This is a genomic window from Acidovorax radicis N35 (assembly GCF_000204195.1).
In the GTDB taxonomy this organism is placed as follows: domain Bacteria; phylum Pseudomonadota; class Gammaproteobacteria; order Burkholderiales; family Burkholderiaceae_C; genus Acidovorax; species Acidovorax radicis.
Genome location: NZ_AFBG01000021.1, coordinates 118214 through 142178, shown reverse-complemented (window position 1 = coordinate 142178; position 23965 = coordinate 118214). Strand labels below are relative to the sequence as shown.

General features: G+C 67.7%; 26 protein-coding genes. 13 read left to right on the top strand and 13 right to left on the bottom strand.

What is annotated here, in order from left to right; all coding sequences use genetic code 11:
• Positions 1-27: 27 nt before the first annotated feature.
• From ARADN35_RS0117695 to ARADN35_RS0117685, 3 genes are all read right to left on the bottom strand, one after another.
• Positions 28-594: a YdeI/OmpD-associated family protein gene (locus ARADN35_RS0117695; protein ID WP_010464465.1), complete on the bottom strand. Its 567-nt coding sequence runs from the start codon at positions 592-594 to the stop codon at positions 28-30.
• Between the two features lie 205 nt (positions 595-799).
• Positions 800-1444, bottom strand: coding sequence for an NADPH-dependent F420 reductase (locus ARADN35_RS0117690; RefSeq protein WP_010464463.1), 645 nt, complete (start codon positions 1442-1444; stop codon positions 800-802).
• A gap of 58 nt (positions 1445-1502) precedes the next feature.
• The gene (locus ARADN35_RS0117685; protein WP_010464461.1) at positions 1503-2339 is read right to left on the bottom strand and encodes a pirin family protein; all 837 of its coding nucleotides are present in this window, start codon (positions 2337-2339) and stop codon (positions 1503-1505) included.
• Positions 2340-2467: 128 nt separating this feature from the next.
• Between ARADN35_RS0117685 and ARADN35_RS0117680 the strand changes: the two genes are divergently transcribed.
• Both ARADN35_RS0117680 and ARADN35_RS0117675 read left to right on the top strand, forming a co-directional pair.
• Positions 2468-3388, top strand: a complete 921-nt coding sequence (locus tag ARADN35_RS0117680; protein WP_010464459.1) for a LysR family transcriptional regulator — start codon at positions 2468-2470, stop codon at positions 3386-3388.
• 140 nt (positions 3389-3528) lie between these two features.
• The gene (locus ARADN35_RS0117675; protein WP_010464457.1) at positions 3529-4938 is read left to right on the top strand and encodes a DUF2130 domain-containing protein; all 1410 of its coding nucleotides are present in this window, start codon (positions 3529-3531) and stop codon (positions 4936-4938) included.
• A 143-nt stretch (positions 4939-5081) separates the two neighbouring features.
• Here the strand turns inward: ARADN35_RS0117675 and ARADN35_RS0117670 are convergent, their stop codons facing one another.
• Entirely contained in the window at positions 5082-5669 is a 588-nt protein-coding gene (locus ARADN35_RS0117670; protein ID WP_010464455.1) for a flavin reductase family protein, read from the bottom strand.
• Positions 5670-6032: 363 nt separating this feature from the next.
• Here ARADN35_RS0117670 and ARADN35_RS0117665 point away from each other — a divergent pair, with 363 nt between their 5' ends.
• Positions 6033-6425 (top strand): VOC family protein, encoded by a 393-nt coding sequence (locus tag ARADN35_RS0117665; RefSeq protein ID WP_010464453.1) that lies wholly within the window; start codon positions 6033-6035, stop codon positions 6423-6425.
• Positions 6426-6560: 135 nt separating this feature from the next.
• Here ARADN35_RS0117665 and ARADN35_RS0117660 read toward each other — a convergent pair whose 3' ends face one another.
• Together ARADN35_RS0117660 and ARADN35_RS0117655 are read right to left on the bottom strand one after the other, a co-directional pair.
• Entirely contained in the window at positions 6561-7289 is a 729-nt protein-coding gene (locus tag ARADN35_RS0117660) for a Vgb family protein (protein WP_010464451.1), read from the bottom strand.
• 64 nt (positions 7290-7353) lie between these two features.
• Positions 7354-8598 carry a hypothetical protein gene (locus ARADN35_RS0117655; protein WP_010464450.1) on the bottom strand — a complete coding sequence of 415 codons (1245 nt, stop codon included), beginning with the start codon at positions 8596-8598 and terminating at the stop codon, positions 7354-7356.
• Between the two features lie 114 nt (positions 8599-8712).
• On the opposite strand from ARADN35_RS0117655, the gene ARADN35_RS0117650 reads away from it, so the two are divergent.
• The 3 genes from ARADN35_RS0117650 to ARADN35_RS0117640 all read left to right on the top strand — a co-directional run bounded on the left by ARADN35_RS0117650 (position 8713) and on the right by ARADN35_RS0117640 (position 10715).
• Positions 8713-9333, top strand: a complete 621-nt coding sequence (locus ARADN35_RS0117650) for a class I SAM-dependent methyltransferase (protein WP_010464449.1) — start codon at positions 8713-8715, stop codon at positions 9331-9333.
• Entirely contained in the window at positions 9330-10115 is a 786-nt protein-coding gene (locus tag ARADN35_RS0117645; protein ID WP_010464448.1) for a tRNA-uridine aminocarboxypropyltransferase, read from the top strand. The genes ARADN35_RS0117650 and ARADN35_RS0117645 overlap by 4 nt, the downstream gene beginning before the upstream one ends.
• 183 nt (positions 10116-10298) lie before the next feature.
• The gene (locus ARADN35_RS0117640) at positions 10299-10715 is read left to right on the top strand and encodes a hypothetical protein (protein WP_010464447.1); all 417 of its coding nucleotides are present in this window, start codon (positions 10299-10301) and stop codon (positions 10713-10715) included.
• 129 nt (positions 10716-10844) lie between these two features.
• Here ARADN35_RS0117640 and ARADN35_RS0117635 read toward each other — a convergent pair whose 3' ends face one another.
• Positions 10845-11699, bottom strand: coding sequence for a hypothetical protein (locus tag ARADN35_RS0117635; RefSeq protein ID WP_010464445.1), 855 nt, complete (start codon positions 11697-11699; stop codon positions 10845-10847).
• Between the two features lie 535 nt (positions 11700-12234).
• On the opposite strand from ARADN35_RS0117635, the gene ARADN35_RS0117630 reads away from it, so the two are divergent.
• From ARADN35_RS0117630 to ARADN35_RS0117620, 3 genes are all read left to right on the top strand, one after another.
• Positions 12235-13110 carry a PA4780 family RIO1-like protein kinase gene (locus ARADN35_RS0117630; protein ID WP_010464444.1) on the top strand — a complete coding sequence of 292 codons (876 nt, stop codon included), beginning with the start codon at positions 12235-12237 and terminating at the stop codon, positions 13108-13110.
• A 104-nt stretch (positions 13111-13214) separates the two neighbouring features.
• Positions 13215-13700, top strand: a complete 486-nt coding sequence (locus ARADN35_RS0117625; protein WP_010464442.1) for a GNAT family N-acetyltransferase — start codon at positions 13215-13217, stop codon at positions 13698-13700.
• Between the two features lie 259 nt (positions 13701-13959).
• A complete protein-coding gene (locus ARADN35_RS0117620; protein ID WP_010464440.1) occupies positions 13960-14211 on the top strand; it encodes a hypothetical protein in 252 nt (83 codons plus the stop codon).
• A gap of 74 nt (positions 14212-14285) precedes the next feature.
• Here the strand turns inward: ARADN35_RS0117620 and ARADN35_RS0117615 are convergent, their stop codons facing one another.
• Together ARADN35_RS0117615 and ARADN35_RS0117610 are read right to left on the bottom strand one after the other, a co-directional pair.
• A complete protein-coding gene (locus ARADN35_RS0117615; RefSeq protein WP_010464437.1) occupies positions 14286-15191 on the bottom strand; it encodes a DMT family transporter in 906 nt (301 codons plus the stop codon).
• Between the two features lie 70 nt (positions 15192-15261).
• Positions 15262-16152, bottom strand: coding sequence for an AraC family transcriptional regulator (locus ARADN35_RS0117610; RefSeq protein ID WP_010464436.1), 891 nt, complete (start codon positions 16150-16152; stop codon positions 15262-15264).
• 148 nt (positions 16153-16300) lie between these two features.
• Here ARADN35_RS0117610 and ARADN35_RS0117605 point away from each other — a divergent pair, with 148 nt between their 5' ends.
• Positions 16301-16876: a hypothetical protein gene (locus ARADN35_RS0117605; RefSeq protein WP_010464434.1), complete on the top strand. Its 576-nt coding sequence runs from the start codon at positions 16301-16303 to the stop codon at positions 16874-16876.
• Positions 16877-16982: 106 nt separating this feature from the next.
• Here ARADN35_RS0117605 and ARADN35_RS0117600 read toward each other — a convergent pair whose 3' ends face one another.
• Complete coding sequence (locus ARADN35_RS0117600; RefSeq protein WP_010464431.1) at positions 16983-18044, bottom strand: serine hydrolase domain-containing protein; 1062 nt, start codon at positions 18042-18044, stop codon at positions 16983-16985.
• Between the two features lie 124 nt (positions 18045-18168).
• Positions 18169-19095, bottom strand: a complete 927-nt coding sequence (locus ARADN35_RS0117595) for a LysR family transcriptional regulator (RefSeq protein WP_029414139.1) — start codon at positions 19093-19095, stop codon at positions 18169-18171.
• A gap of 137 nt (positions 19096-19232) precedes the next feature.
• On the opposite strand from ARADN35_RS0117595, the gene ARADN35_RS0117590 reads away from it, so the two are divergent.
• Entirely contained in the window at positions 19233-20033 is an 801-nt protein-coding gene (locus ARADN35_RS0117590) for an SDR family oxidoreductase (protein ID WP_050812547.1), read from the top strand.
• A 191-nt stretch (positions 20034-20224) separates the two neighbouring features.
• Positions 20225-21100 (top strand): hypothetical protein, encoded by an 876-nt coding sequence (locus ARADN35_RS0117585; protein WP_029414138.1) that lies wholly within the window; start codon positions 20225-20227, stop codon positions 21098-21100.
• A 38-nt stretch (positions 21101-21138) separates the two neighbouring features.
• Here ARADN35_RS0117585 and ARADN35_RS26545 read toward each other — a convergent pair whose 3' ends face one another.
• Positions 21139-21651, bottom strand: a complete 513-nt coding sequence (locus ARADN35_RS26545; RefSeq protein ID WP_010464424.1) for an SRPBCC family protein — start codon at positions 21649-21651, stop codon at positions 21139-21141.
• Positions 21652-21855: 204 nt separating this feature from the next.
• The gene (locus tag ARADN35_RS26540; protein WP_010464422.1) at positions 21856-22830 is read right to left on the bottom strand and encodes a LysR family transcriptional regulator; all 975 of its coding nucleotides are present in this window, start codon (positions 22828-22830) and stop codon (positions 21856-21858) included.
• A gap of 171 nt (positions 22831-23001) precedes the next feature.
• Here ARADN35_RS26540 and ARADN35_RS0117570 point away from each other — a divergent pair, with 171 nt between their 5' ends.
• Complete coding sequence (locus tag ARADN35_RS0117570; RefSeq protein ID WP_029414137.1) at positions 23002-23895, top strand: oxidoreductase; 894 nt, start codon at positions 23002-23004, stop codon at positions 23893-23895.
• Positions 23896-23965 lie beyond the last annotated feature (70 nt).

The following is a 23965-nucleotide window of genomic DNA, read 5'->3' as shown; positions in this document are numbered from 1 at the left end:
CGGGGCGCCCCGACAATGGCAGAAAATTTAAGGGCTTTCACCGCACGCCAACTTCGCCAACAGCTCCGCCATGCGCTTTTGCCGGGTTTCCGGCCGCTTGGCGCTGTGCAGCTGGTGATAGATGGTGAACAGGCTCTGGCGTTTGAGCGTGGCGTAGAAAGCGTGGGCAGCGGGGTCTTGTTGCAGCGCCGCCAAAAAGTCTTCGGGCATCTCCATGGTGGCGCTGCCGGCGTAGGCGGTGGCCCAGCGCCCATCGCTGCGCGCGGCCTCTACTTGCGCCAGACCGGCGGCTTGCATGCGCCCTTGCTCTATCAGCCGCTCGGCATGCTGCACGTTTTTCTGAGACCAGTTGGAGCGCGCGCGGCGTGGCGTCAGACGTTGCAGAAACGAGGTGTCGTCCAAGCTCTTGCGTATCCCGTCGATCCAGCCCCAGGCAATGGCGACCACCACGCAGTCGTCCCAGGTGACAGAGGGCTGGCCGATGGCCTTTTTGAAGATGCGCACCCAAAGCTCAGTCTCACTGGCGTGGTTCACCCGCAGCCACGCGTGGAGCTGCTCGGGCGTTTCAAAGGTATGGTGTGCGGTGATACTCATAAATTGATAGCTTTTAGCGCTTATTGGATAAGCGCTAGAGGCCAATTTAACCATTGAATATGGGCTGAATCCGCATCCGCATCCGCATCCGCATCCGCATCCGCCTCAGGCCACAGCTGCGGAAACACAAAGATAAAGCGCAGCGCATGCTGCAGCAAGCGCGAAGCGCACCTTGCCTTGTGGCGAGTCGCACTTCACGCCACCTTCAGATCTTGATGAACTGCGTGCTCGACAACGCACCAAACGGCAGCTCCGACAAACGCCCGCCCACCGCCAGCGTGCCCAGGTCCACCGGGAAGTAGCCGATGGCGTCCAGCACCTTGCGCACTTCGGCCTTGGCGGCGGCGTCGTCGCCCGCATAGAACATGGCGCGCTGGCCGCCCGACACTTGGGGCTGGGCCAGCACGTTCACATCCAGATGGTTGAACGCCTTGACCACGCGGGCGCCGGGCACGAATTCGCTGAACACTTCGCTGGACGAGCGCCCGCCCAGGTCGATGGCCTTGATGCCGTAGGCCGCCAGCGGGTTGGTGGGGTCTTGGGCGTCGGGCGAGTTGGGGTCCAGAAACGCCACGGGGTTGGTGCCGTCGATGACGATGCGCCCGTTCCACGCAGGCAGGCTGCCCAGCGCCTGGCCCAGGTCTTCCCAGCGCACGGCGATGAGCACGATGTCTGCGGCTGCAGCTTCTGCCACGGTGCCCGCCTTGATGGTGGGGCCCAGTTCGGCCACCAGAGCGGCCAATGATTCCGGACCGCGCCGGGTAGAGAGGGTGGCCGACAGTCCCTTGTTGGCCAATGCGCGGGCCACGTTGGAGCCGAGACCGCCAGAACCGATGATGCCGATGTTCATGATGTTTTCCTTGGATGAGTGAAGTGGGTTGAAAGAACGTGATGGGAAGTGAGTAGCGCTATGCCAGCCGCCCGGCCTGGCGCAGTTGTGTGGCAATGCGCCGGATTTCTGTGGCGCCCTGTGCCAGGGCGGCCGGGCTGGTGTGCACCGAGTAGCGGCCCATGACCAGGTCGTGGGGGTGCGGCACGGCAGAGCCCAGCACGAAGCTGGTGGCCTGGGTGGCCACAAAGTCGATGCTCTGGCTGCTGGGCTCAAACGCCACCAGATCGCCTGCGTCAATGGCTTCGCCTGCAGTGAGTGCGCCGGTAGCCACCGCCGCCCACGCCACGGTGTGGCCCTGGGGCGGCGCGTAGGTCCAGCGTTCGCCCTGGGCCAACTGCACGGACAAATAGGTCATGCCCTCAGGCGCCGCCACGGGGCTGTGCGCTGCGCCGTACTCGCCCAGCAGCACCCGCACCGGGCCGACCTGGGGCACCAGCTCGGGGGCGAGGTACTGGCTGTGGGCGGGGGCGTTTTCCAGCGCGGCGGGCAGGGCCACCCACAGCTGAAAGCCCCGGCCCGGCGTGTCGCCCACGGGGGCACCGGTGTGCCACACGCCGTTGCCAGCACGCATCCATTCGACGCCGCCCGCAGGCAGCAGGCCAGCTTGGCCGGTGCTGTCTTCGTAGCGCACATCGCCTTCCGACAAGAACGTGACCGTGGCGATGCCCGAGTGGGGGTGCATGCCAAAGCCCTGCTGCGCTGCGCCGGGCTGAAAGTGGACCAGGTCCAGAAAGACAAAGGGCTTGAGCACCTGGCCCAGATCCCCAGGGCTCATGAGGCGGGTGATGGGGCCGTGCGGGGTGCCCCGGGTGCGGTGGGCGATGGCGCGGGGGGCGGTGGCGGGTGCAGACATACAGAGAACCTTGGAGGTGTTGAACTGATGCCTGTAGCTTAAAAATTCATCGATTGATTGACTAGATAGCGCAATATGATTGCACTCGTCCATTAATCGAATGAATCAGTGAGTGAGGGCGCGCAACCATGCTGGATCTGAACGACGTGGCCATCTTTGTGCAGGTGGTGCGCTGCGGCAGCTTTGCCGAGGCATCGCGCCGCCTGGGCGTGCCGCCCAACACCCTGAGCCGCCGGGTGCAGCAGCTGGAAGCGCAGCTGGGCACCCGGCTGATGCAGCGCTCGACCCGCCATCTCACGCTCACCAGCGCGGGCCAGGTGTTTCTGGAGCGCTGCAGCGGCGCGGTAGAGGGGCTGATGGACGCGGGCGAGGAGCTGCTGGCGGTGAACCAGGAGCCCAGCGGCCTGGTGCGGGTGGCGGCACCGGCTGATTTTTTTGATTTCTTTGCGATGGAGTGGCTGACCGAGTTCCTGGTCACGCACCCCAAGGTGCGGGTGGACTTTGTGCTGAGTGACGGGCGCGCCGACCTGATTGCAGACCGGATTGATGTGGCCCTTCGGGGCGGCATCCTGGAGGACTCGGGCCTCTTTGCGCGCAAGGTGCTGGATGCGGGCAACGACGGCCTGGTGGCCAGCCCGGCCTACATCGCCCGCCAGGGTGTTCCGGCCACGCTGCAAGACCTGGCGGGCCATGATTGCCTGGTGTTCAGCCACCCCAGCGGCAAGGCCACCTGGCGCGTGACGGGGCCGGAGGGCGCGCCGGCCGAGGTGCAGGTGGCTGGCCGCTTCAGCGGCAACACGGCGCAGGCCCTGCGCAAGGCCGCGCTGGCGGGCTTGGGGATTGCGTTGCTGCCCTCCACGCTGACGCACCGCGATCTGCGCGCTGGCCTGCTGGTGCCCGTGCTTCCGCAGTACCACCGGCGGGGGCACGGCGTGCACATGGTCTACCCCAGCCGGCGCTACCTGCCCCTGGCGGTGTCTGCGTTCATTGACCTCGTGATCCGCAAGATGGGCGCGATACAAGAACTGCCGCCGCAGGCCTGCGGCTGAGGCGGCATGAATCCACTGGAGCCGTTCTCGCTGAGCCTGCTGAAGCGCTGCGCGAGGCTGCGACAGGCTCCGTCCGCGCACGCTCCTGCCCGCTATGCTCCCCTACCCACTAAACACGAACAAGACACACGGTGACCGCCATGCACGACATCATCTGCCCCCACTGCAACAAGGCGTTCAAGGTCGACGAAACCGGGTATGCCGACATCCTCAAGCAGGTGCGCGACGCGGATTTCAGCGCGCAGTTGCACGAGCGGCTGGAGCTGGCCGAGCAGGACAAGCGCAATGCGGTGGCGCTGGCGCAGGCCCAGGTGGCCAATGAGCTGCAGAAGTCGGCGGCCGCCAAGGACTCCGAGATTCAAGCCCTGAAGGCCCAGCTGGGTGCGGGCGCGGTGGAGCGCGATCTGGCGGTGGCACAGGCCCTGAGCGCGGTGGAAAAGCAGCGCGATGCCATGGCGAATGAGCTGGAGCGCGTGCGGCAAGCGCAGCAAACAGCGGCCCAGCTGGCAGAAGCCCGGCTGGCGCAGGAGCTGCAAGGCGTGGCCGCCAGAAAGGACGCCGAGATCCAGCAGCTGAAATCGCAGCTGGAGGCGGGCGAGGTGGTGCGCAGGCTGGCAGTGTCCGAGGCGGTCACGGTGGTGGCCCGGGAGCGCGATGAATTCAAGAACGATCTGAACCTGGTGGTGATGAAAAAGCAGCTGGAGGAGAACGCCATCAAGGAACAGTACGCCTTGCAGTTGCGTGACCGCGACGGCGAGATTGCGCGGCTGCGGGACATGAAGGCGCGCCTGTCCACCAAGATGGTGGGCGAGACGCTGGAGCAGCACTGCGAGACGGAGTTCAACCGCATCCGCGCCACGGCGTTTCCCCGCGCGTACTTTGAGAAGGACAACGACGCACGCAGCGGCAGCAAGGGCGACTACATCTTTCGCGACCTGGATGAGTCGGGCAACGAGATCGTCTCGATCATGTTCGAGATGAAGAACGAGAACGACGAGACCGTCACCAAAAAGCGCAACGAAGACTTCTTGAAAGAGCTGGACAAGGACCGCAACGAAAAAGGCTGCGAATACGCGGTGCTGGTGTCGCTGCTGGAGCCCGAGAGCGAGCTGTACAACACCGGCATCGTGGACATGTTCTACCGCTACCCCAAGATGTACGTGGTGCGGCCACAGTTCTTCATCCCCATCATCACGCTGCTGCGCAATGCGTCGATGAAGTCGCTGCAGTACAAGTCCGAGCTGGCGCTGGTGAAAGCGCAGAACCTGGACATCACCAAGTTCGAGTCGCAGCTGGAGGAGTTCAAGGGCGCGTTTGGGCGCAACTGGCGCCTGGCGTCGGACGGGTTCGAGGAGGCCATCAAGCGCATTGACGAGGCCATCAAGGACCTGGAGAAAACCAAGGAAGCGCTGCACAAGTCGGCCAACAATCTGCGCCTGGCCAACGACAAGGCCGAAGATCTCACGATCAAGAAGCTCACACGCGGCAACCCGACGATGGCGGCCAAATTTGCGGACCTCAAGCAACTGGGGATTTCGGATGGGGAATGAGGGGGAGGGCCGTGCGGTGCGCTAGAGGTCACTTTGTCTTGATAAGGCGCAGCTTGTTGCGGAGTCAGTCTCAACGGTACCCGCTGCCCCATGACTGCAGCCGCTGCTGCATCGCCGCTGCTCCCCGGCTTCGGAACGGGTCCCTACGTCCGCACCGAAGCCCCTGTCGCATAAAACTGCCCGCCCGCCACGTAGTGCAGCGTGCGCAGTTCATCGGGTGCGCTGTCGAACTCCCAGTGCCCATTGCGGAACACGCGCTCGTCTGCCCAGGCGGCCACCACTTCGCCGATGAACAGGTCGTAGGTCTGCTGGTTGTGGGGCTCGGGGATCACGCGGCACAGCAGCCAGGCGGCGCAGCCTTGCACCAGCGGGGTGTCGGCGTGGCCGGGCGCGTGGAACAGCTGCACGCCATGTTGCTGCAGTTTGTCGGGGTGGGTCTTGGCGCTGTCGGTGCCAATCGCCACGGTCATCGCGGCCATGGCCACGGTGGGCAGCTGCAGCGCAAATTCGCCGCTGGCCTCCACCAGCTCGCGCGTGCGGGTGGCCTTGTCGAGCACCACCGTCACCTTGGGCGGTGAAAAGTCCAGCGCACAGGCCCAGGCGGCGGCCATCACGTTGCGCTGGCCTGCGTGTGCAGCCGACACCAGCACCGTGGGGCCGTGGTTGAGCAGGCGGTAGGCCTTGTCGAGCGGGACGGGGGTGAAATATGCGGGGGGTGTGGGCGGCGGCATGGCAGGCGGTGTGGGTAGCGGAGCAGTCGGCTGTGGATGCTCTGCATTTAATAGCTGATCGCGATGGATGGATAAGCGCTGGAGGCCAATTTTGCTTGAATTTTTGATGGCACGCCTGCTGGCTCCGACAGGCCGTTCGCCCCTGGATTCGCCAAAGGGCTGAAGGGCTGTTCGCAAGAAGCGCCCTGACTTCGACCGGCTCAGCCCAAACGGATAGCGACCTATGGGGCACGCGGCAGCGCAGTGTGGCGCGGCGAGGTGCGGAGGCCAAACGACCAAGGCCCGGCCCGGGCTACCTACCAGCAAGTAACATTCTTCCCGCCCACAACCCGCCCCACCGGGGCTTCAACGGAGACAAGAAATATGTTCAGTCATGTGATGGTCGGTGTGAACGACCTGGAGGTGTCGAAGAAGTTTTACGACGCGCTGCTTGGCACCATCGGTGTACCCCCGGGCGTTGCCAACAAGAACCGCTACTTCTACCGGGGCCCCACTGGCACGTTCTGCATCAGCACGCCCATCAATGGCGAGGCGGCCACTTTTGCCAATGGCGGCACCATCGGTTTTGCCATGCAGTCGCCGGAGCAGGCCGATGCGTTCCACGCGGCGGGCGTGGCCCACGGCGGCACCACCTGCGAAGACCCGCCGGGCTACCGTGAAGGCCCGTCGGGTCCGCTGTACCTGGCGTATCTGCGCGACCCGGATGGCAACAAGATTTGCGCGCTGCACCGCCCGCCCAACCCCGCCGCGGCGTAGAGCGACTCACAAAACTCTTCTGGCGTCGTTGCTGCGTCTTGTCGTACTGGCCGGACTGCCTGCGACGCAGCGCCTAGCCAGAACCGCTTCGCTGAGTTTTGTGAGCCGCTCTTGGGCTCCGCCTCGTTCCCTTCTTTAAGCCGCCGTGTGGGCCTGTGGCCGCCGCACGGCGCGCACCTTGCCGCTGCCGCCACCACCGCAGTAGAACAACCCGGCTCCGTCGGACTCGAGCCCGCTCACGCCCACGCCGGGCGGCAGGTCCAGCTGCTGCAGCACCGCGCCGCTGGCGGGGTCGATGTGGCGCAGTGTGCTTTCGTCGCCCTCCCAGGTGCCGTGCCATAGCTCACCGTCCACCCAGGTCACGCCCGTGACGAAGCGGTTGGATTCGATGGTGCGGCGGATGGCACCCGTGGCGGGGTCGATCTGGTGGATCTTGCGGTCGCGGTACTGGCCCACCCACAGGCTGCCTTCGGCCCAGGTCAGACCTGAATCGTTGCCGCCGCCCGGCGCGGGAATCGTGGCCACCACCTGGCCCGTGGCGGGGTCGATCTTGTCGATGCGCGACTCGGCAATCTGGTAGAGGTGGGTTCCGTCAAACGCCGTGCCTGCGTCGCAGGTCACGTCCAGCGTGCGGGTGGTGGCGCCGCTGGTGGGGTCGAAACCCACCAGCTGTTCGCCCGTGGCGGCCCACACGCGCTGGCCGTCGTGGGTCACGCCGTGGATGGCGCTGGCGCCCGCAAAGGGGCCGTATTCGCGCACGACCTCGGCGGGTTGGCGCGAGGCAATCGGCACGTGTGTGCGAGACGGCGGGGTGTCGGCGATGTCGCTGTTGCAGGCGGTGTCGCGGGTGGTGGCGTTGGTCATCTGTGGCTCCTGGTGGGTGCCCGGTGCACGGCGGAGGGTGTGTGCGTTGGGCGGTGAAGTCACTTTATTGAATCGGCTGCACGGTGGGGAGTAACAAGATCGTCGTGAATCCCACCAGCGGCGCGGCCAGCCAGCGGCGGGCTCGCGCCTGGCCGATGGCGCGTACGCGGCCGCTGCCCTCCAGATCGACCAGCGCGCGCTGCACGGTGCGCTGGCTGTCGCCCAGGGCCAGCGCCAGGGCCGATGTGGACCAGGCCGCGCCGTCAGACAGCAAGGCCACCAGCGCGCCCTGCTCGCCATCCACGGGCGGGGCCAGCACGGCCACATCGCGCCCGCCGTGGGGCTGCAGCACAAAGCCGCGCGGTGTGGGCTCCACCCCGGCCAGCGGTGCGATCAGGGCGCGCAGGCGGCCGATTTCCACCCGCAGCCGGGCGCGGTGGGTTTCATCGGGGTGGCGGGTGCGGAACACGTCGGCAATCAAGGCTTCGCGGTCCACGCTGCCCGGCCAGGCTGTGGCCAGCGCACGCACCAGTGCAAACAGCACGGGGCGGCGCGCCAGCGGGTGCCACACGTCGCCCGCGCGCACGCCATGGCGGCAGGCATCCACCACCAGCGTGGGGGATGCGAGCAGCGCCGCCACGTCCTCCAGCCGCAGCATCTGCTCGGCGCCTTGGGCCAGGCGGCGGGCTGCAGGCTGGTGGAGCAGCGTGTGGGCGTGGGCCACCTCCGCCCCCAGGGCGGGCACGCCCGATTGGCCCGCCGCCTCGTGTGCGCGCTGCAGGGCCGCGCGTGCCGCGCCGATGTGCAGCGAACGCAGGGCCAGCTCTGCGGCGGCAAGTTCGGCCACTGCGGCCAGGGATGCGGGCAGGCGGGCTGCCGAGCCGGTGGCGCGGGCACTTGGCAGCGCGCTCTCCAGCGCAGCCGATGCTTCGTCCAGCCTGCCCAGCAAGATCAGCTTGCGTGCCGCCACCAGCCGCGCCTGCAGTGCGTTGGCCGTGTCACCGTGGGCCTGCAGGATGGCTGCGGCAGTCATCAGCGCGTGTGTTTGCCCGCCCAGGTCGCGCAGGGCCAGGGCCACCTCGGCCTCGGCCACGACGCAGCGCGCGCGGGCCACGGGCTCGTGCGCACCAAAGCCGCGTGCAGCGCGGCGCAGCAGTTCGCGGGCGCGTGGGTGCTCGCCCAGCTGGGCCATGGCAATGCCACGCAGGGCCAGGGCCGGTGGGTCGTCGCGCAGGGCCACCCGCTGCAGGGCGGCAAGGGCATCGCCTGCAGCCAGCGCGCGGGCTGCGGCGGAGATCAGCGAATCCATGGCCACAGACTACACCGACATCGGCCAGGGCCACCGGGTGGGCGATACTCCCCGCCATGAACAGGTGCCCGGCGCCCGCCCCTGCAGGGTGGCCCGTGGCGGAAGGACCCAGCAGTGAAACCAGTGAGCGGCAGCGCGGACGCGGCCATCTTTGACGAGGCGTACTACCAGCGCTTTTACTTCGACAAGAAGACCAGCGTGGTGGACCCGGCGCACACCGAGCGGCTGGGTGCGTTTGTGTGCAGCTACCTGCAGTACCTGCGCGTGCCCGTGCGGCGTGTGCTGGATGTGGGTTGCGGCATTGGCCTGTGGCGCGATGTGATCGCGCGACATTTTCCGCAGGCGCAGTTCCACGGCGTGGAGTTCAGCGAATACCTGTGTGAGCGGTTTGGGTGGGAGCGTGGCTCGGTGGTGGACTACAAGGCCCGCACGCCGTATGACCTGGTGATCTGCCAGGGCGTGCTGCCCTACCTGAGCGAGGCCGACGTACAAAAGGCCATGCGCAACCTGGCGCGCCTGAGCCGGGGCGCGCTTTACGTGGAGGCCGTGGCGCGAGAGGACTGGGAGCAGGACGTGGTGGACGAACAGGTGACCGACCCGCGCATGTTCCGCCACCCCGCGCAGCTGTACCGCCGCACGCTGGGCGAGGGCTTTACCGAGCTGGGGGGCGGCGTGTGGCTGAGCCCGCAGGCCGAACTGCCGCTGTTTGCGCTGGAACGTGCGGGCGGCCGGTGACGCAGCCCGTGGACCCCTCGGCGACTGGGGTGGCCACCCCCGCCACACCGCACGCTGTTTCGCGCCTGCGCACTGAGCGCCTGGCCCGCAGCGCCAAGCCCTTTCTGGCCCGGGGCGGTCCCAAGGGCGAGCGCTGCGCGGGCTGCCGCCTGGTGCCCAGCCACTGCATCTGCGCGCTGCGCCCCGTGCTGCCCACGCGCGCGGGCATGTGTCTGCTGATGGCCGACATCGAGCCGCTCAAGCCCAGCAACACCGGCTGGCTGATCGCCGACGTGGTGGCCGACACCCATGCCTTCGGCTGGGCGCGCACCGAGGTGCACCCCGGCCTGCTGGCGCTGCTGGCCGACCCGCAGTGGCAGCCATATGTGGTGTTCCCCGGCGAGTTCGTGGCGCCCGAGCGGGTGGTCACGCAGATAGGGTTGGGAGCACCATCGGACGGCAAGCGCCCGCTGTTTGTGCTGCTCGACGCCACCTGGCCCGAGGCGCGCAAGATGTTCCGCAAAAGCCCTTACCTGGACCGCTTTCCGGTTCTGAGTCTGCAGCCCGAGCAGCTCTCGCGCTACCACCTGCGCCGCTCCACACGCACGGACCACTTCTGCACCTCCGAGGTGGGCGCGCTGTGCCTCGCGCTGGCGGGCGAGCTGCAGGCCGCGCAGACGCTGGAGGCGTATCTAGACGTGTTCACCCACCACTACCTGCAGGCGAAGCACCAGCTGCCGCCCGATTGGGCCGGCGAGGCACACCAGGCGCTGCGCAACGCATCCATAGGCGGGGCCGGGTAAGGCAGCCCGCAGGGCTTGCATGACCTGTTGCGAAAAAGGCATCGCGCCGTTAGCGCATGGTTACAGCTGCGGGGCCCGGCACGCTGCACAATCCGCGGCGCTCCAGCCGCCCATGGCGGCGCGGGCCACTTGCGAGGGAGGAGCAAGGGCCCGTATTTCTGGAGCCCATCTCTTTAAGGAACTATGAAAAAACACACGCTGGTGATTGCATCCCTGAGCCTTGTCGCCGCATCTTTGGCCCACGCGGGCAAGGCCGAGCGCGACTTTTTTGCCGCTGAGGTGACCCCGGCCTTGAAGGCTGCCGCCGGCACCCTCAAGCAGTCGTGCGGCTGCGATGTGAAGATGGACGTGAAGCAGGACAGCTTTCAGACCGTGGACCACCTGCGCCAGGTGCGCTACGCGGCCGGCACCATCGTCGACAACGCGCCGCGCTACTGCAACGATGCCCCTTCCAAGGCCGCAGTGTGCAAACTCAAGACGCTGGAATTTGCCCGCACGGGCACCACCGCTTTCAAGTTTGCCGCAGGCAAGGGTGCGATCACCCTGGACGAAAGCTCCTACCCCAGCTGGGACATGCTGGCCGCCGAGCTGGACAAATAAGAAGACCCGTTCGGTCACCATGGCCCAGCCAACGCCCCGGCACCACTTCGCGGGGTGCGGGGCGTTCGTGCGTGTGGGCACCGTCAGGCGGCTGAACCGGCATGCGGCAGCCGTGAACGAATCGCCGTTCTAGCGTGGGGTGGCGCCCGCTGCCGCGCGGCTTTGCACGGCCTTGGCGATGCCGTCCGGCTCCAGATACGGGCTGCAGGACTGGTACAGCGCAAACTTCCTCTCTGCCGACGTCCCGACCAGCTCGGCCGACACCTCGGGTGCCGACTTCTTGAGCGCGTCCAGGTGGAAGTCGCCCTCGCCCGGGTGCAGCTCCACCGCTGCTGCCATCACCGCGGCCGCAGCAGCGCGCATGCCTTCCTGCCGTGGTTTTGCGACGCTGAGCGAAAGGCCGTTGAACACGTTGGCGCAGCGGATGAGGTCGGTGGCCACCGCCTTGCGTGCCTCGCTCTGCGCGGGCGTCCCCATCCCGTACGTGCCGTCCAGGTAGGCCCACACGTCCAGGGGCGGGGTGCCGGGCGCGCAGGCACCCTGGTAGGTGCCAGAAAAAGCATTCTTCATCACCTGCTGTCCCGCAGAGGTCTTCATGCCGCTGTCGATGATGAGCTGCTCGCCGTCGGCATGCACGGTGAACTGGTACAGGTGCGCTGCGGTGGCACCTGCGCTCGCGCCCGGGGCCTTGGCGATGCAACTGGCTTTCCAGGTCTCGTGGCCGGGCAGGGGGCGGGTGGACTCGCTGACCGTGCAGTCCATCCCGCGCTGCTGCATGGACTGTTTCCAGGCGGTGGCTGTCAGGTTGGCCATGTGCTGCGAGGTCACGCACACCGCCGCCGTGCCGCCGAGCGAGTCTGCATAGGCACCCTGGCGGAACCCGGCAGCCGCCGCTGGCTGCGCAGCCAGGGCGCACGAGACCAGCAGGCCCGCCAACGAAGCAGAGCGCAGGGCAGGGGCTGGGTGCGCAGTGGTAAAGGGCATGGGGGAAGTCTCCTGGGTTTTCGCGGCGCGAAGGCGGGCGATGGGTGTTTGGGGGGACGCAGCAGCGGTCCGTGAAGTGCTGCGGTCTGTACGGCAGGCGGATGGCCGTGTGAAAGGGGCCGGGCCCAGGCGCAACAGGCATCCACGGGCCGTGTCGGATTGTCGTTCAGCGCCTCGGCGGCCTTGGTCTCGCTGGCGGCCGCCGAAAGCCCCGCAACGGCCTCAGAGCTTGTTCAAAGTCTTTTTGGAGTCGCACAAGTACCTTGCCGGGATGGGATGCAAGGCGCGGGGTGCAGTGGATAGCCCCGCTATCCACAAGCGCCGCAACGCCGCAGACCGCCCGGCAAGGCACTTGCCCGCAGGGTTGGAGTGAAATCGGGCGATTGGAAGCCTCGGCTGCTTGCATGGGCACGAGCCCATGCGGCACATCCGAAGCTTCCACTCATCCCGATTGCACTCCAATGCGATCTCCAAAAAGACTTTGAACAGGCTCTTACAGCGACAATGGGCGGTTCCCCTCTACCGCACAGCCCCGATGAAAGCTCCCCCCCGCCTGCAGTCCCTCATTGAGGAAGGCCTGATCGACACCGTGGTCCGACAACTCATGAGTGGCAAGGAGGCCATGGTCTACGTGGTGCGCTGTGGTGATGAAACGCGCTGCGCCAAGATCTACAAAGAGGCCAACAACCGCAGCTTTCGGCAGGCGGTGGATTACACCGAGAACCGCAAGGTCAAGAACTCTCGCTCGGCCCGCGCCATGGCCAAGGGCAGCAAGTTTGGCCGGCAAGAACAAGAGGCCGCGTGGCAAAGCGCCGAGGTCGATGCGCTCTATCGCCTGGCCGCTGCGGGCGTGCGCGTGCCGCAGCCCTACAACTTTCACGACGGCGTGCTGCTTATGGAGCTGGTGACCGACGCCCACGGCGATGCCGCCCCGCGCCTGAACGATGTGAGCTTCACGCCCGAAGACGCGCGCACCCACCACGCCACGCTGGTGGCCGAGGTGGTGCGCATGCTGTGTGCGGGCGTCGTGCACGGCGACCTGTCGGAATTCAACATCTTGCTGGCGCACTTGCCCGGCGCCGAGGGTGAACCCGGCGCCGACGGCCCCGTCATCATCGACCTGCCCCAGGCCGTGGACGCTGCGGGCAACAACCACGCCCAGCGCATGCTGCTGCGCGACGTGGCCAACCTGCGCGATTTCTTCGGCCAGTTCGCGCCCGAGCTGCGCACCACCCAATATGGCCCCGAAATCTGGAGCCTGTACCAGAGCGGGCTGCTGAGCAACGAGACCCCGTTGACCGGCCGCTACGCGCCGCAGCACGTCGATGTGGACATGCAGGCCGTGCTGCGCGAGATCGACGACGCGCGCGACGAAGACGCGGCGCGCAGGCTGCGCATGGCGGCGGGCTGACGCCTCTCGTCCAGCCCGCCGCGTGCGGGAGATGCGCAGGTGGCAGGGTGGCGCCAAGGCCTTGCGGCACAATCGCGCCCCTTTTTCTCTGCAGCTTGCTCGCCATGCCGTCCATCCACATCCGCAACTTTCGCTCTGGCGACGAACCCGCCTTGCGCGCCGTTTTCCACGCTTCGGTGCATGGCCTGGCCTGCAAGGACTACACCGCCGAACAACTCGCTGCCTGGGCGCCGCCGCACCATGACGCCGCGCAGTGGGCCGGGCGCATGCAGGCCAACCAGCCCTTCATCGCGCAGGCGCAGGGCGGTGGCGCCATTGCCGGGTTTGCCGATTTGCAGGCCAGCGGCACCATCGACATGTTTTTTGTGGGCCCGGCGTTTGCAGGCCAGGGCGTGGCCCGTGCGCTGATGGCACACATCCACACGCAGGCGGCGCAGCGCGGCATCACCCACTTGCACGCCCACGTGAGCCTGACCGCCGAGCCTTTTTTTGCCGCGCAGGGCTTTGTGGTGGAAGAGCGCCAGCAGGTGCAGCGCGCGGGCGTGGTGCTGCGCAATGCGCGCATGGCCAAGGCGCTGGTGTTGGGCTGAGAGCCTGTTCAAAATCTTTTCGGGGATTTCACTCCAACCCTTCGGGCAAGGTACTTGTGCCACCCCGACAAGATCTTGAACAGGTTCTAAGGGATAGCTCCATATTTGATAGCTGATTGCGCTTACCCATCAAGCGCTGGAGGCCAATTCGGCTTCAAATTCAGCCGCCGTGCTGTGTCTTTGCCTCCGCAGGTGCCTTACAGTAGCCGCCCCGCAGCAGACAAACCCACCCACACCGGCCCACGACGGCTGACACCCCATGACCAAAGACCTGGCCCGACAGAACGAACTCAAACCCATGGCGCTGTGCGAGCCCTGCCAGGGCATTCAGCGCAACTGGCGCAAGGCGCCGGGCCACGCCGAGCTGGTGCAGCGCGGCAACCGCAAGGAAGACCGCGAGACGGGCTCCGTCACCATCACCCGCTATGTGTGCGACCGCTGCGGCACGGCGTGGGAATATGAAAACGACAAGGACAACCAGAAAGCAGGCTGGTCGGTGGTGGGGCGGTAGCCTCTTTTCTTCCTCTAAGGGCGCGGCGGATCAACAGCCTCTGGCGGGCCCGCACAGGGCGTTGTGGCCTCCCGTCATGGCCGCTCTCGGGGGGCGGTGGCCGCCAGCACCATCCCTGCCAGCACGCAGCCCAGCCCGGCCCACTGCCAGAGGCGGATGGCTTCGCCCAGCACGCCGGCCGACAGCGCCAGCGCCGACACCGGCAGCCACACGGTGGCCAGCGATGCGCGCACGCCGCTGGTGCGCGCGCTGCCCGCGTACCACAGCAGAAATCCGCCCACCGTGGGCACCCACGCGTAGTACAGCACCCCCGCCATTGCCGGGGCGGTGAAGGCCGAGGCAGAACCCGAGCCCTCGCGCGCCAGCCACACGGCGGGCAGGGCCGACAGCAAGAGCCCGCCCGCCGACATGAGGGTGGACATCGCCAGCGCAGGCAGGGGCCGCGACAGGCGCTTGTTGGCCAGGATGAACACCGCCTCGCACGCCACGGCGGCCAGCACCAGCGCGATGCCTGCCAGCCGCGTGGGGTTGCTGCTGCCACCAGCCGCGTCGGGGGAAAAGGCCACGGCCATCACGCCTGCCGTGGCCAGGCCGATGGCCAGCACCAGGCGCAAGCCGGGCCGCTCGCCCAGCAGCAGGGCCGAGAACAGCGCGGCCGCCGCCGGCAGCGTGCCCGCCACGATGCCCGCGTCAGACGCACTGGCCAGGGTGACGCCCAGGATCAGCAACACCGAGTACCCCACGCTCCCCGCTGCCGCCTGCACCGTGAGCAGCACCGCGTCGCGCCGGCCCACGCGCGGCAGCCGCTGGCCGCGCCAGCGCATCAGCGCAAAGAACACGGGCAGCGCCAGCGCGTGCCGCAGCACCGTGGCGAGAAAGGGTTCGATGTCCTGGCCGATGACCTTGCTGGCCACCACCGTGCTGCCCACGAGCACCATCCCCAGGCTGCACAGCAGCTGGCCTTTGAGCGAATCTGACATGAGCGGAAACCTTGCCGAAGTGATGAATCAACCGGCAGTCTCCCGGGGCCCGCGCGCTGCGTCTTGAACGTTATTGCGCCCCGGGGCGGCGGTGCGCCTTTTGCCATGCACCGGGCGTGAAGCCAAATTGCCGCGCAAACATGCGGGTCATGTGGCTCTGGTCCGCAAAGCCGCTGGCCGCCGCGGCATCGGCCAGGCTGGCACCGCGCCGGATGAGGTGGCGGCTGCGCTCGGCCCGCTGCTGAAGCAGCCAGGCGTGCGGCGGCAACCCATAGGCCTCGGCAAAGCGCCGCAGCAGCTGGTAGCGGCCGAGCCCGGCAAGGGCTGCCATCTGTGCGAGCGAGGGCGGAGCCAGTGGCGCATCGGCCAGCCAGTCGCGCACCTGTTGCACAACCTCGGCGGCAGCGGTGGCACGCGAAGTGGGCGGTGCCGCCGTGCTGGCGTGGCGCTCCAGGAGCAGCGCAGAGGTCAGGGCCAGCGATTCCTCGCAGGCCAGGCGGTCCACGGCATCGGCCGACGGCGGGGCGTGCACCAGCTGTTCTTGCAGGGCGTTCCACTGGAACACGCGCGTGATGAGCGTGTGCAGGGCGCGGGCCAGGGCAGGGTCCTGGATGACGGGGCGGGTGAGCGCGATGTCGGCCCCCGCCCCAGGGGCCTCGTTGTCCGCCAGGGCCTGCAGCGCCGCCGGTTCCAGGTACACCATGCGCCAGCGGCGCGAGGCACTGCCCAGAGGCTGGCCATCGTGCACCTCGCCCGGATTGGTGGTGATGAGGTCGCCCGCATAGGCATCCACCGGGCCGCGCCCGCTGGCGGAGCTTTGCGCGCCATCGTCCAGCAGGCCCAGCCCGTAGACTGCATGCCAGTGCCGGCCGTAGTGGCGGGAACTTTCTGCGTGTGTGCAGTACACACCTTGCCAGGGAGATGCAAAAACCTGGCATCGATGGATGGGCGGTGGCGTCATCGCGCCGATTATTGCGCCGGCCTGCCCGGAGCATGTTCTGGCCCATCCGCCCCGCATACTGCCCGGCCGCCGCATCCGCGACACCGCAATCACCACAACGATGGCAACCATTGCATCGACTGCCACAACAGCCCCAAGGAGCGCACGCATGCTGCATCGCCGACGATTTCTGACCACCGCCTCCAGCGGCCTGGCCCTGGGCGGGGCCACGTTGCTGCTGGCGGGGCGTGGCGCGCTGGCCCAGCCCAGCTACACCGTGCCGCTCGCGCAGCTGCAGGAGATGGTGGCCACGAAGTTCCCGCGCAGCGTGCCGGTGCAGGGCCTGTTCGACCTTACCCTGCAGGCGCCCAACCTGCGCCTGCTGCCCGAGGTCAATCGCCTGGGCGCGGCCATGGTGGTGGACGCGGCGGGTGCTGCATTGCGCCGCAGCCATGCCGGGAGTTTTGATGTGGAGTTTGGGCTGCGCTACGAAGCCAGCGACCGCACGCTGCGCGCCCACCAGATCCGGCTGGTGCGGCTGGATTTCCCGTCCCTCAAGCCGACCGTCACCGAACTGCTCAACGCCTACGCGCCCGTGCTCGCCGAACAGTCGTTGCGCGAAGTCACCTTGCACCAGCTGCGCCCGCAGGACACCGCCGTGTTCGACGGCCTGGGCCTGCAGCCGGGGCCCATCACCGTGACGGCCAAGGGGCTGTCGGTCGCGTTTGTGGGCAAACAGCCCTGAGCACGTTTGTTATCAGGCGCTTCAAAAAGCATAGCTGCCTGCGCTGGATGGATAAGCGCTGAAGGGCAAAAAGAATCGAATTCTTTGGGGCAGTCCGGGCCGAAGGCTATTTCGGCTCGCCCGCCACGCGGCGCTGGGCCGCCGCAAAGAGCGGGCCGCGGATCAGCTGCAATGCGTGGCCCCGTTGCTGGCTGTCGGATGACACGGCGGACGTGGTGGCCACGACGAGGTCCAGGGGCGGATAGACCCAGATGAACTGCCCGCCATACCCACTGGCCATGAAGGTGGGGCGCGGCGCCTTGCCGGGCACCACCCACCACAGGTAGCCATAGTGCAACCCCACCAGCGGGCCTCCTGCGTTCTGCGCCTGCACCGAGGCGTCCACAAACGTTTCGGGCACCAGCGGCTTGCCGTTCCACTGGCCGCGTTGCAGGTACAGCTGACCGAGCTTGGCCATGTCCAGCGTGCGCAGGTGCACGATGCTGTCCCGGTAGCTTGGCTCGGCCAAGCCCATCGGGCCCACCAGTTGCTGGCGCGCGTAGTCGGCCAGGGGCATGCCGGTGGTTTTTTCCAGCACGGTGACCAGCAGTGGCGTGACAGAGTTGTCATAGGAAAAAACCTGGCCCGGGTCTGCCGCCAGCGGCCGCGCCCAGGCCTCGCGCACGGGCAACGGCGCAGCGGTGCCAGCGCGGGTGCGCGGGCCGCTGTCCTGCGCAAATCCCGCCGTCAGTGTCAGTAGGTGCCGCAGCGTGATGGTGGCGGTGCGCGGGTCGGTGTTGAGGGGCGCCCACTCAGGCACCAGCTCCACCACACGCTGGTCCACGCTGGTGATCCGGCCCTGCGCGATGGCCGCACCCAGCAAGGCCGACAGCGCGCTCTTGGAGGCCGATTGCGTATCGCGCAGCTTGTCAGGCTCCCCATCGCGATAGAACCGGTACACCACCCGGCCGCGCAGCACCACCACGGCGCTTTGCACATCGGTGAACTGGGTGGCCAGTGCGGCGTCCACGCCCTGAAAGGCCGTGGCGTCCAGCGCTTGTTCGGCGGGTGCCGAGGTTTCGCGCCAGGGCGCATCGGCGGGCTGGGCGTGCACGGCACCGGTGGCCAGGCCGGCCAGCAGACCGAGGGTGATCCAGGTGGTCGAACGGGTGGGCCAGCGGGGGTGCATGCGGGTTCCTTCCAGCGATCAGCAAGCGGTCAACGGGTGCGCGCAGTGTAGGAGCGGCAAGCTTTGCGCACGCCAAAGGCGCCGCCCGGCCCGGGCTGACCGCTTGGAGACCCCCAGCAGGCAGTCACCCATCTCCACGCACCCGTTGCGCAAACCCGCGCTGCCTGAACTGCTCCACCACAAAATCCACAAACACCCGCGTGCGCGCTGGCAGCAGCTTCTTGCTGGGGTAATAAATCGAGCCCGGCCCCGTGTCCACCCACCAGCCGGGCAGCACCCGCACCAGGTCGCCGCGCGCCAGCCAGGGCTGCGCAAATGGCATGGGCAGCACGGCCAGGCCCAGGCCCATCAGCGCGGCCTGGCACATGGCCTCGGGGTCGTCGAACACGATGCGGGGGCGGAAATCCGCCGGCGCCGCCTCGCCAGCCTTGTTGCGCAAGGTGATGACAGGGACACGCCCCGTGCGGATGGCGCGGCGCGCAATGCCATCCCACTGCGCCAGGTCTGCCGGGTGGCGGGGGGCCTTGCGGCCCTTGAGCAGCGCGGGGGCGGCCACCACCACCAAGTGGATGGGCCCCAGCGTGCGCGCCACCATGTCGGGGTGCAGGTTCAGGCCGCCGCCAATGCCGGCGTCAAAACCCTCGCCGATCAGGTCGACCTGGCGGTTCTCAAAGCGCCAGTCGGGCTGGATGGCTGGGTAGCGCTGCAAAAACTCGGTGAGCAGCGGCACGATGTAGGCGCGGCCAAAGGCCTGGCCCATGCTCACCTTGAGCGTGCCCGCAGGCTGCTGCTCGGCCTCGGCCGCGTGGTCCACCGCATCGGCCAGCGCGGTCAGCGGCGGGCTGATCTGCGCCAGCAGGCGCTGCCCGCCTTCGGTGAGCGTGAGGCGCCGCGTGCTGCGCTGGAACAGCCGCACGCCCAGGCTGGCCTCCAGCCGCGCCACGTTCTTGCTCACGGCGGCGGGCGTGAGGCCCATGAGCCGCGCAGCGGCCGAGAAGCTGCCGGACTCGGCGGATTTGACAAACGATTCCAGGTGGCTCAGAGGTTGCATGGCCTGCATTTTCAACTGGCAGTTGAAATAGATCCAGCCTATTCATAGCTACCGATGAGGCAATGGTTTGCCGACACTGCAGGCATTCCGGGTTCTGCGACGAACCTTTTCAATCACCTGTTTTTTGGAGAAACACCATGTCTTCTGTGCTTGACGCATCCCCCTCGGCAGCGGGACCCGCAGCCTCTTCACGTGTGCTGGCTGGCAAGGTTGCCTTTGTCACCGGCGGCGCGCGTGGCATTGGCGCCGCCATCGTCCAGCGCCTGGCTCGCGACGGAGCGGCGGTGGCCTTCACCTACAGCAGCTCCGAAGCCCCCGCGCAGGCGCTGGTGGCTGCCATTGAAGCGGGCGGTGGCAAGGCCCTGGCGCTGCGCGCCGACAGTGCGGACGCCGCCGCCCTCACGCAAGCCATCGACGGCGCGGCGCGCACGCTGGGCCGCCTCGACATCCTCGTCAACAACGCGGGCGTGGCGGTGGCCGGCGAGATCGACAGCTTTGCCCTGGCCGATTTCGACCACACGATCAACGTGAACGTGCGCGCGGTGTTCGTGGCCACGCAGGCCGCCGTGCGCCACATGGGCCAGGGCGGGGCCTATGGCCGCGTCATCACCATCGGCAGCACCAACTCCGACCGTGTGCCATGGGCAGGCTTCAGCGTGTATGGCATGAGCAAGGCCGCCATCGTGGGCCTCACCAAGGGCCTGGCGCGCGACCTGGGGCCGCGTGGCATCACGGTGAACAACGTGCAGCCCGGCCCGGTCAACACCGACATGAACCCCGCCGACGGCCCCCTGGCCAGCAACATGCACGGCATGATGGCGCTCAACCGCCACGCCCACCCCGACGAAATCGCGGGTATGGTGGCCTATCTGGCGGGGCCGGAGTCGGGCATGGTGACGGGGGCCAGCCTGCTCATCGATGGCGGGTTTGCGGCCTGATCCAGAGCGCCCCTGGACGCGTTGGCCCCCTGCGGCAAGCTGATCCGCCGCGTCGCTTACGTCGCATCGGCGCGGGCAGCCGTCGTCGGTGGGCGTGTGTGGTGCGATGTCTTTGCCGTCCAGGGGGATCAGGGCGGGTGGTTGCACCCGCAGCGATATAGTGGCCCACCCTTCCACCTGGGACCACGTTTGTGAACCACACTCCTCGCCTCTTGCGCAGCGCCTGCGCCACTGCCGCAGCATTGGCCGCACTGACGGCCAGCTTCACCCTGCACGCCGCCACCACCGCCGAGTCGGGCTATGTGGGCGAATACCGGGGCGGCTCCGTGGACACCATCGCGCAACTGGCGCTGCTGGCCGACAACACCTTTTGTTTTGCCTTGACCGGCGGGGCGCTGGATATGGTGATGGCGGGCCGCTGGAAGTCGGAAGGCAGCGGAGTGCGGCTGCAACAGGTGCGGCAGGACCAGACCTTGTTCCCGGCCTATGCCCGCAAGGTGGCCGCATTGGGTGCCATGGTGGAGTTCGACTTTCATGGCCACACGCTGTCCAGTGCCCGCGCGCCGGTGTTTGCGGTGTCGGCGGACGACAAGGCCCCGGCCGCGCTGCGCCCGCTGTTTGGCCAGGGCAACAGCAACTGGTCTGAAAACTACCCGCTGCCCCCTTTGCCTGCGGAGTCGGTGCGCTACTTCTACCTGGGCGACGTGGTGGAGGAGGCCCCGGGCAAGCCCGCGGTGGTGAAGGTGGTGCAGTACCGGCTGGACGGTGCCAATTCGGTGCGCGTGGGGTTCGATCCGCTGCAGGCCATGCCCCTCATGAACCAGCGGGCCGAGCTGCAAGGGGACATGTTGTTTCTGTCGGGCAGCCGCCTGGGCAAACGCCGGGCGCTGGACCCTGAAGTGGTGCAAACGGTGCGCACGGGTTGCATAGCGCCCGCGCTGAACCCTGGCGCCCCACGCCCTGCGCTGAAACAAGGCGAGACCCAGCCCCTGCAGCCGCTGAGAACTTTTACCGTCAGCCCGTCGGCCATCCAGGGCACGCCGTTCTTCGAAGCCAAAAGCAACTGAGCTGTGGTGAGCGGTCGTCGGGCCGGATGGGGGCCGACTCAGGTTGAAATCGCCGGGCCTGCGGGCGCACGCAGTGGGGTCTCGATCTGCATCTTGGCCAGCCGCAGCGCCTTGCGCATGTAGCCGCGCCACAGCACGTTGGCCAGCAGCCAGAGCACCGGCGCGGCCCATTTGGAGCGGGGATGAAACGCGTGGCGCCAGCGCACCGTGGTCTGCGTGCCACCCGCCTGCGGGTCAAACCACCAGGCCCCATTGGCCCCGGTGGCCAACCAGCGCAGTGCCCCGGTGAAGCCGCTGACGGTGTAGCTGAAGTACTGCGCCGGGTGGTAGTGCTTGAGCCTTTCTTCGGCCACGCTGCCGTCGGACAGTGCCACGGTGCGGGTCTGCCCCGGCGTGTCCCAGGCGCCCGTCTGGTCGCGCGTGCCGGTCACTGCGGGCAAAGGCCCGTAGCCGGTGAACAGGGCGCGCGGGTCGATGGGCGCGATGTGCTGGAACGCCAGTGCCGGGGAGGCCTTGATGTGCGTCTGGACCGTGGCAGAGAAGGTGGTCATGGGTGAATCCGGTGCGTTGGTTCCGCCCTCTCGGGCAGTCCAGCCAATGTAGGGCGCGCGGCGAAAGCGATAAATACCCTTTTCCACAACGGACTGTTTGCCGAATGGCCAGCAATCGCCCCTTTCCCAGGCGAAGACGCTGTGCGCCAGCACGGCTTGGGGGGCGCACGGTTGCATGTGGCGGCGCAAGCTACATGTGCCCGTTCAGGCCACCGAGGGCTTGCGCCGCCGGGGCCTTGGGGCTGTGCCCCGCAGCTCCTGCGCGCTCAGGCCGAACGCCGGGTTGTCTGCCAGCATCTCCACCGCCAGATCGATAAAGGCGCGCGCGCGGGCCGGCTGCGCCGCCCGGCTGCCGTAGTACACGTACAGGCCCAGGTGCTGGGGCACGAATTCGGTCAGCACGGGCACCAACTGTCCGCTGCGCACCAGTGGCGCCGCCGTCACGCCAACGAGCTGGCCGATGGCGTGGCCGCCCAGCACGGCGCGCGCTTCCAGCTCGATGTCGTTGACGCAGAACGCAGGCGGTATGGCATGGGCCACGATGTCATCGCCCACCTGAAACTCCCACGGCATGGGCTTGCCGGTGGTGGGGTGGCGAAACCCGCTGCAGCGGTGCTGCGCCAGGTCTTCGATGCGGGTGGGCGTGCCATGGCGGGCCAGGTAGTCCGGCGTGGCGCACGCCACCAGCTGCAGCGCCATCAGGCGCCGCGCAATCACCCCGCCCTCGGGGGGGTAGCCTGAGCGGAAACCCACGTCCACCCGGTCTTCCACCCAGTTGCCGATGCGATCGTCCAGCTGCACATCAGGCTCCACCAGCGGGTAGCGGCGGCAGAACGCGTCGAGCACGGGCCAGACCACCTCCAGCATGACGGAGCGCGGCGCCACGATGCGCAGCGGCCCCGCAATCTCCTCGCGCCCGCGCCGTGCGCCGTGCACCGCCCGCTGCAGGGTCGAGAGGCCCGGCTGCGCGGCCTCCAGAAACTGGCGCCCCTCTTCGGTCAGGCTCAGGCTGCGCGTGGTGCGGTGGAACAGCCGCACGCCCAGGTGCGATTCGAGCTGCCCCAGCGCCAGGCTGGCGGCCTGCGGGGTGATGCCCTGGGCCGAGGCGGCCTGCCGCAGGCTGCCCAGTTCGGCGGCTTTGGCAAACGTGGCAATGGCACGCAGTTCATTGATGGCCATGGTGTCCGTTTCGAGATATTGGCAAGCTTTGCTTGTAAATAAAGTCAGTAATTATGGGCTAGTGCGATGGCAATAGTCTGCCTAAAGTTCACCTCCATGGCTGCGCCTCAGCATCTCCGTGTGTTGCGTTTGCCAGATCCCCGTTCCCAATCCCTTTCAAGGACTTCCGCCATGACCGCTTCGACTGCTATCCCTTCTTCCTCCTTCCCCCGTGTCTGGATGATCACCGGCGCCTCGCGCGGCATTGGTGCCCGCATTGCCGAGGCCGCGCTCGCACAGGGCGACGCTGTGGTCGCCACGGCCCGCGATGCCGCGTCGATTGAAAAGCGCCTGGGCCCCAGCGACGCACTGTTGTCTGTGGCGCTCGACGTGACCGACGAAGCCCAGGCGCGCCACGCTGTGGGCGCCGCGCTGGAGCGCTTTGGCCGCATCGACGTGCTGGTCAACAACGCGGGCTACGGGCTGCTGGGCGCGGTGGAGGAATCCACGGCCGACGAAGTGCAGCGCCTGTTCGACACCAACGTGTTCGGCCTGCTGCATGTGACCCGGGCCGTGCTGCCCGCCATGCGCGCGCGCCGCGCAGGGCACGTGATCAACATCTCGTCGCTGGGGGGGGTGCGTTCCAGTGCAGGTTTTGGCGTGTACTGCGCCACCAAGTTCGCGGTGGAAGGCCTGACCGAGGCGCTGCATGCCGAGCTGGCCCCGCTGGGCATCCATGCCACGGCCGTGCAGCCCGGGTATTTCCGCACCGAGTTCCTCGACGGCGCCTCGCTTGCCGTGGCACCGTGCGTGCTGGACGACTACGCCGCCAGCGCGGGCGCCGTGCGCGAAGCGGCGCGCCGCATCAACCTGAACCAGCCTGGCGACCCCGTGCGCCTGGCCCAGGCGGTGATGAAACTGGTGGCCAGCCCCACGCCGCCGCTGCGCCTGCCGTTGGGCACGGACACGCTGCAGACCATTGCCGACACACACGCCTTCGTGGCGCAAGAAACCGCGCAGTGGCGGGCCGTGGCTGCGTCCACGGACTTCCCGGCGCACGAGGCCGCGCAGGCAGTGACTGCGTAGGTATGGGTAGTTGCTTCTCTTTTGATAGCTTCTACCGCAATGGGATCAGGCGGTAGTGGCAATTTTTATG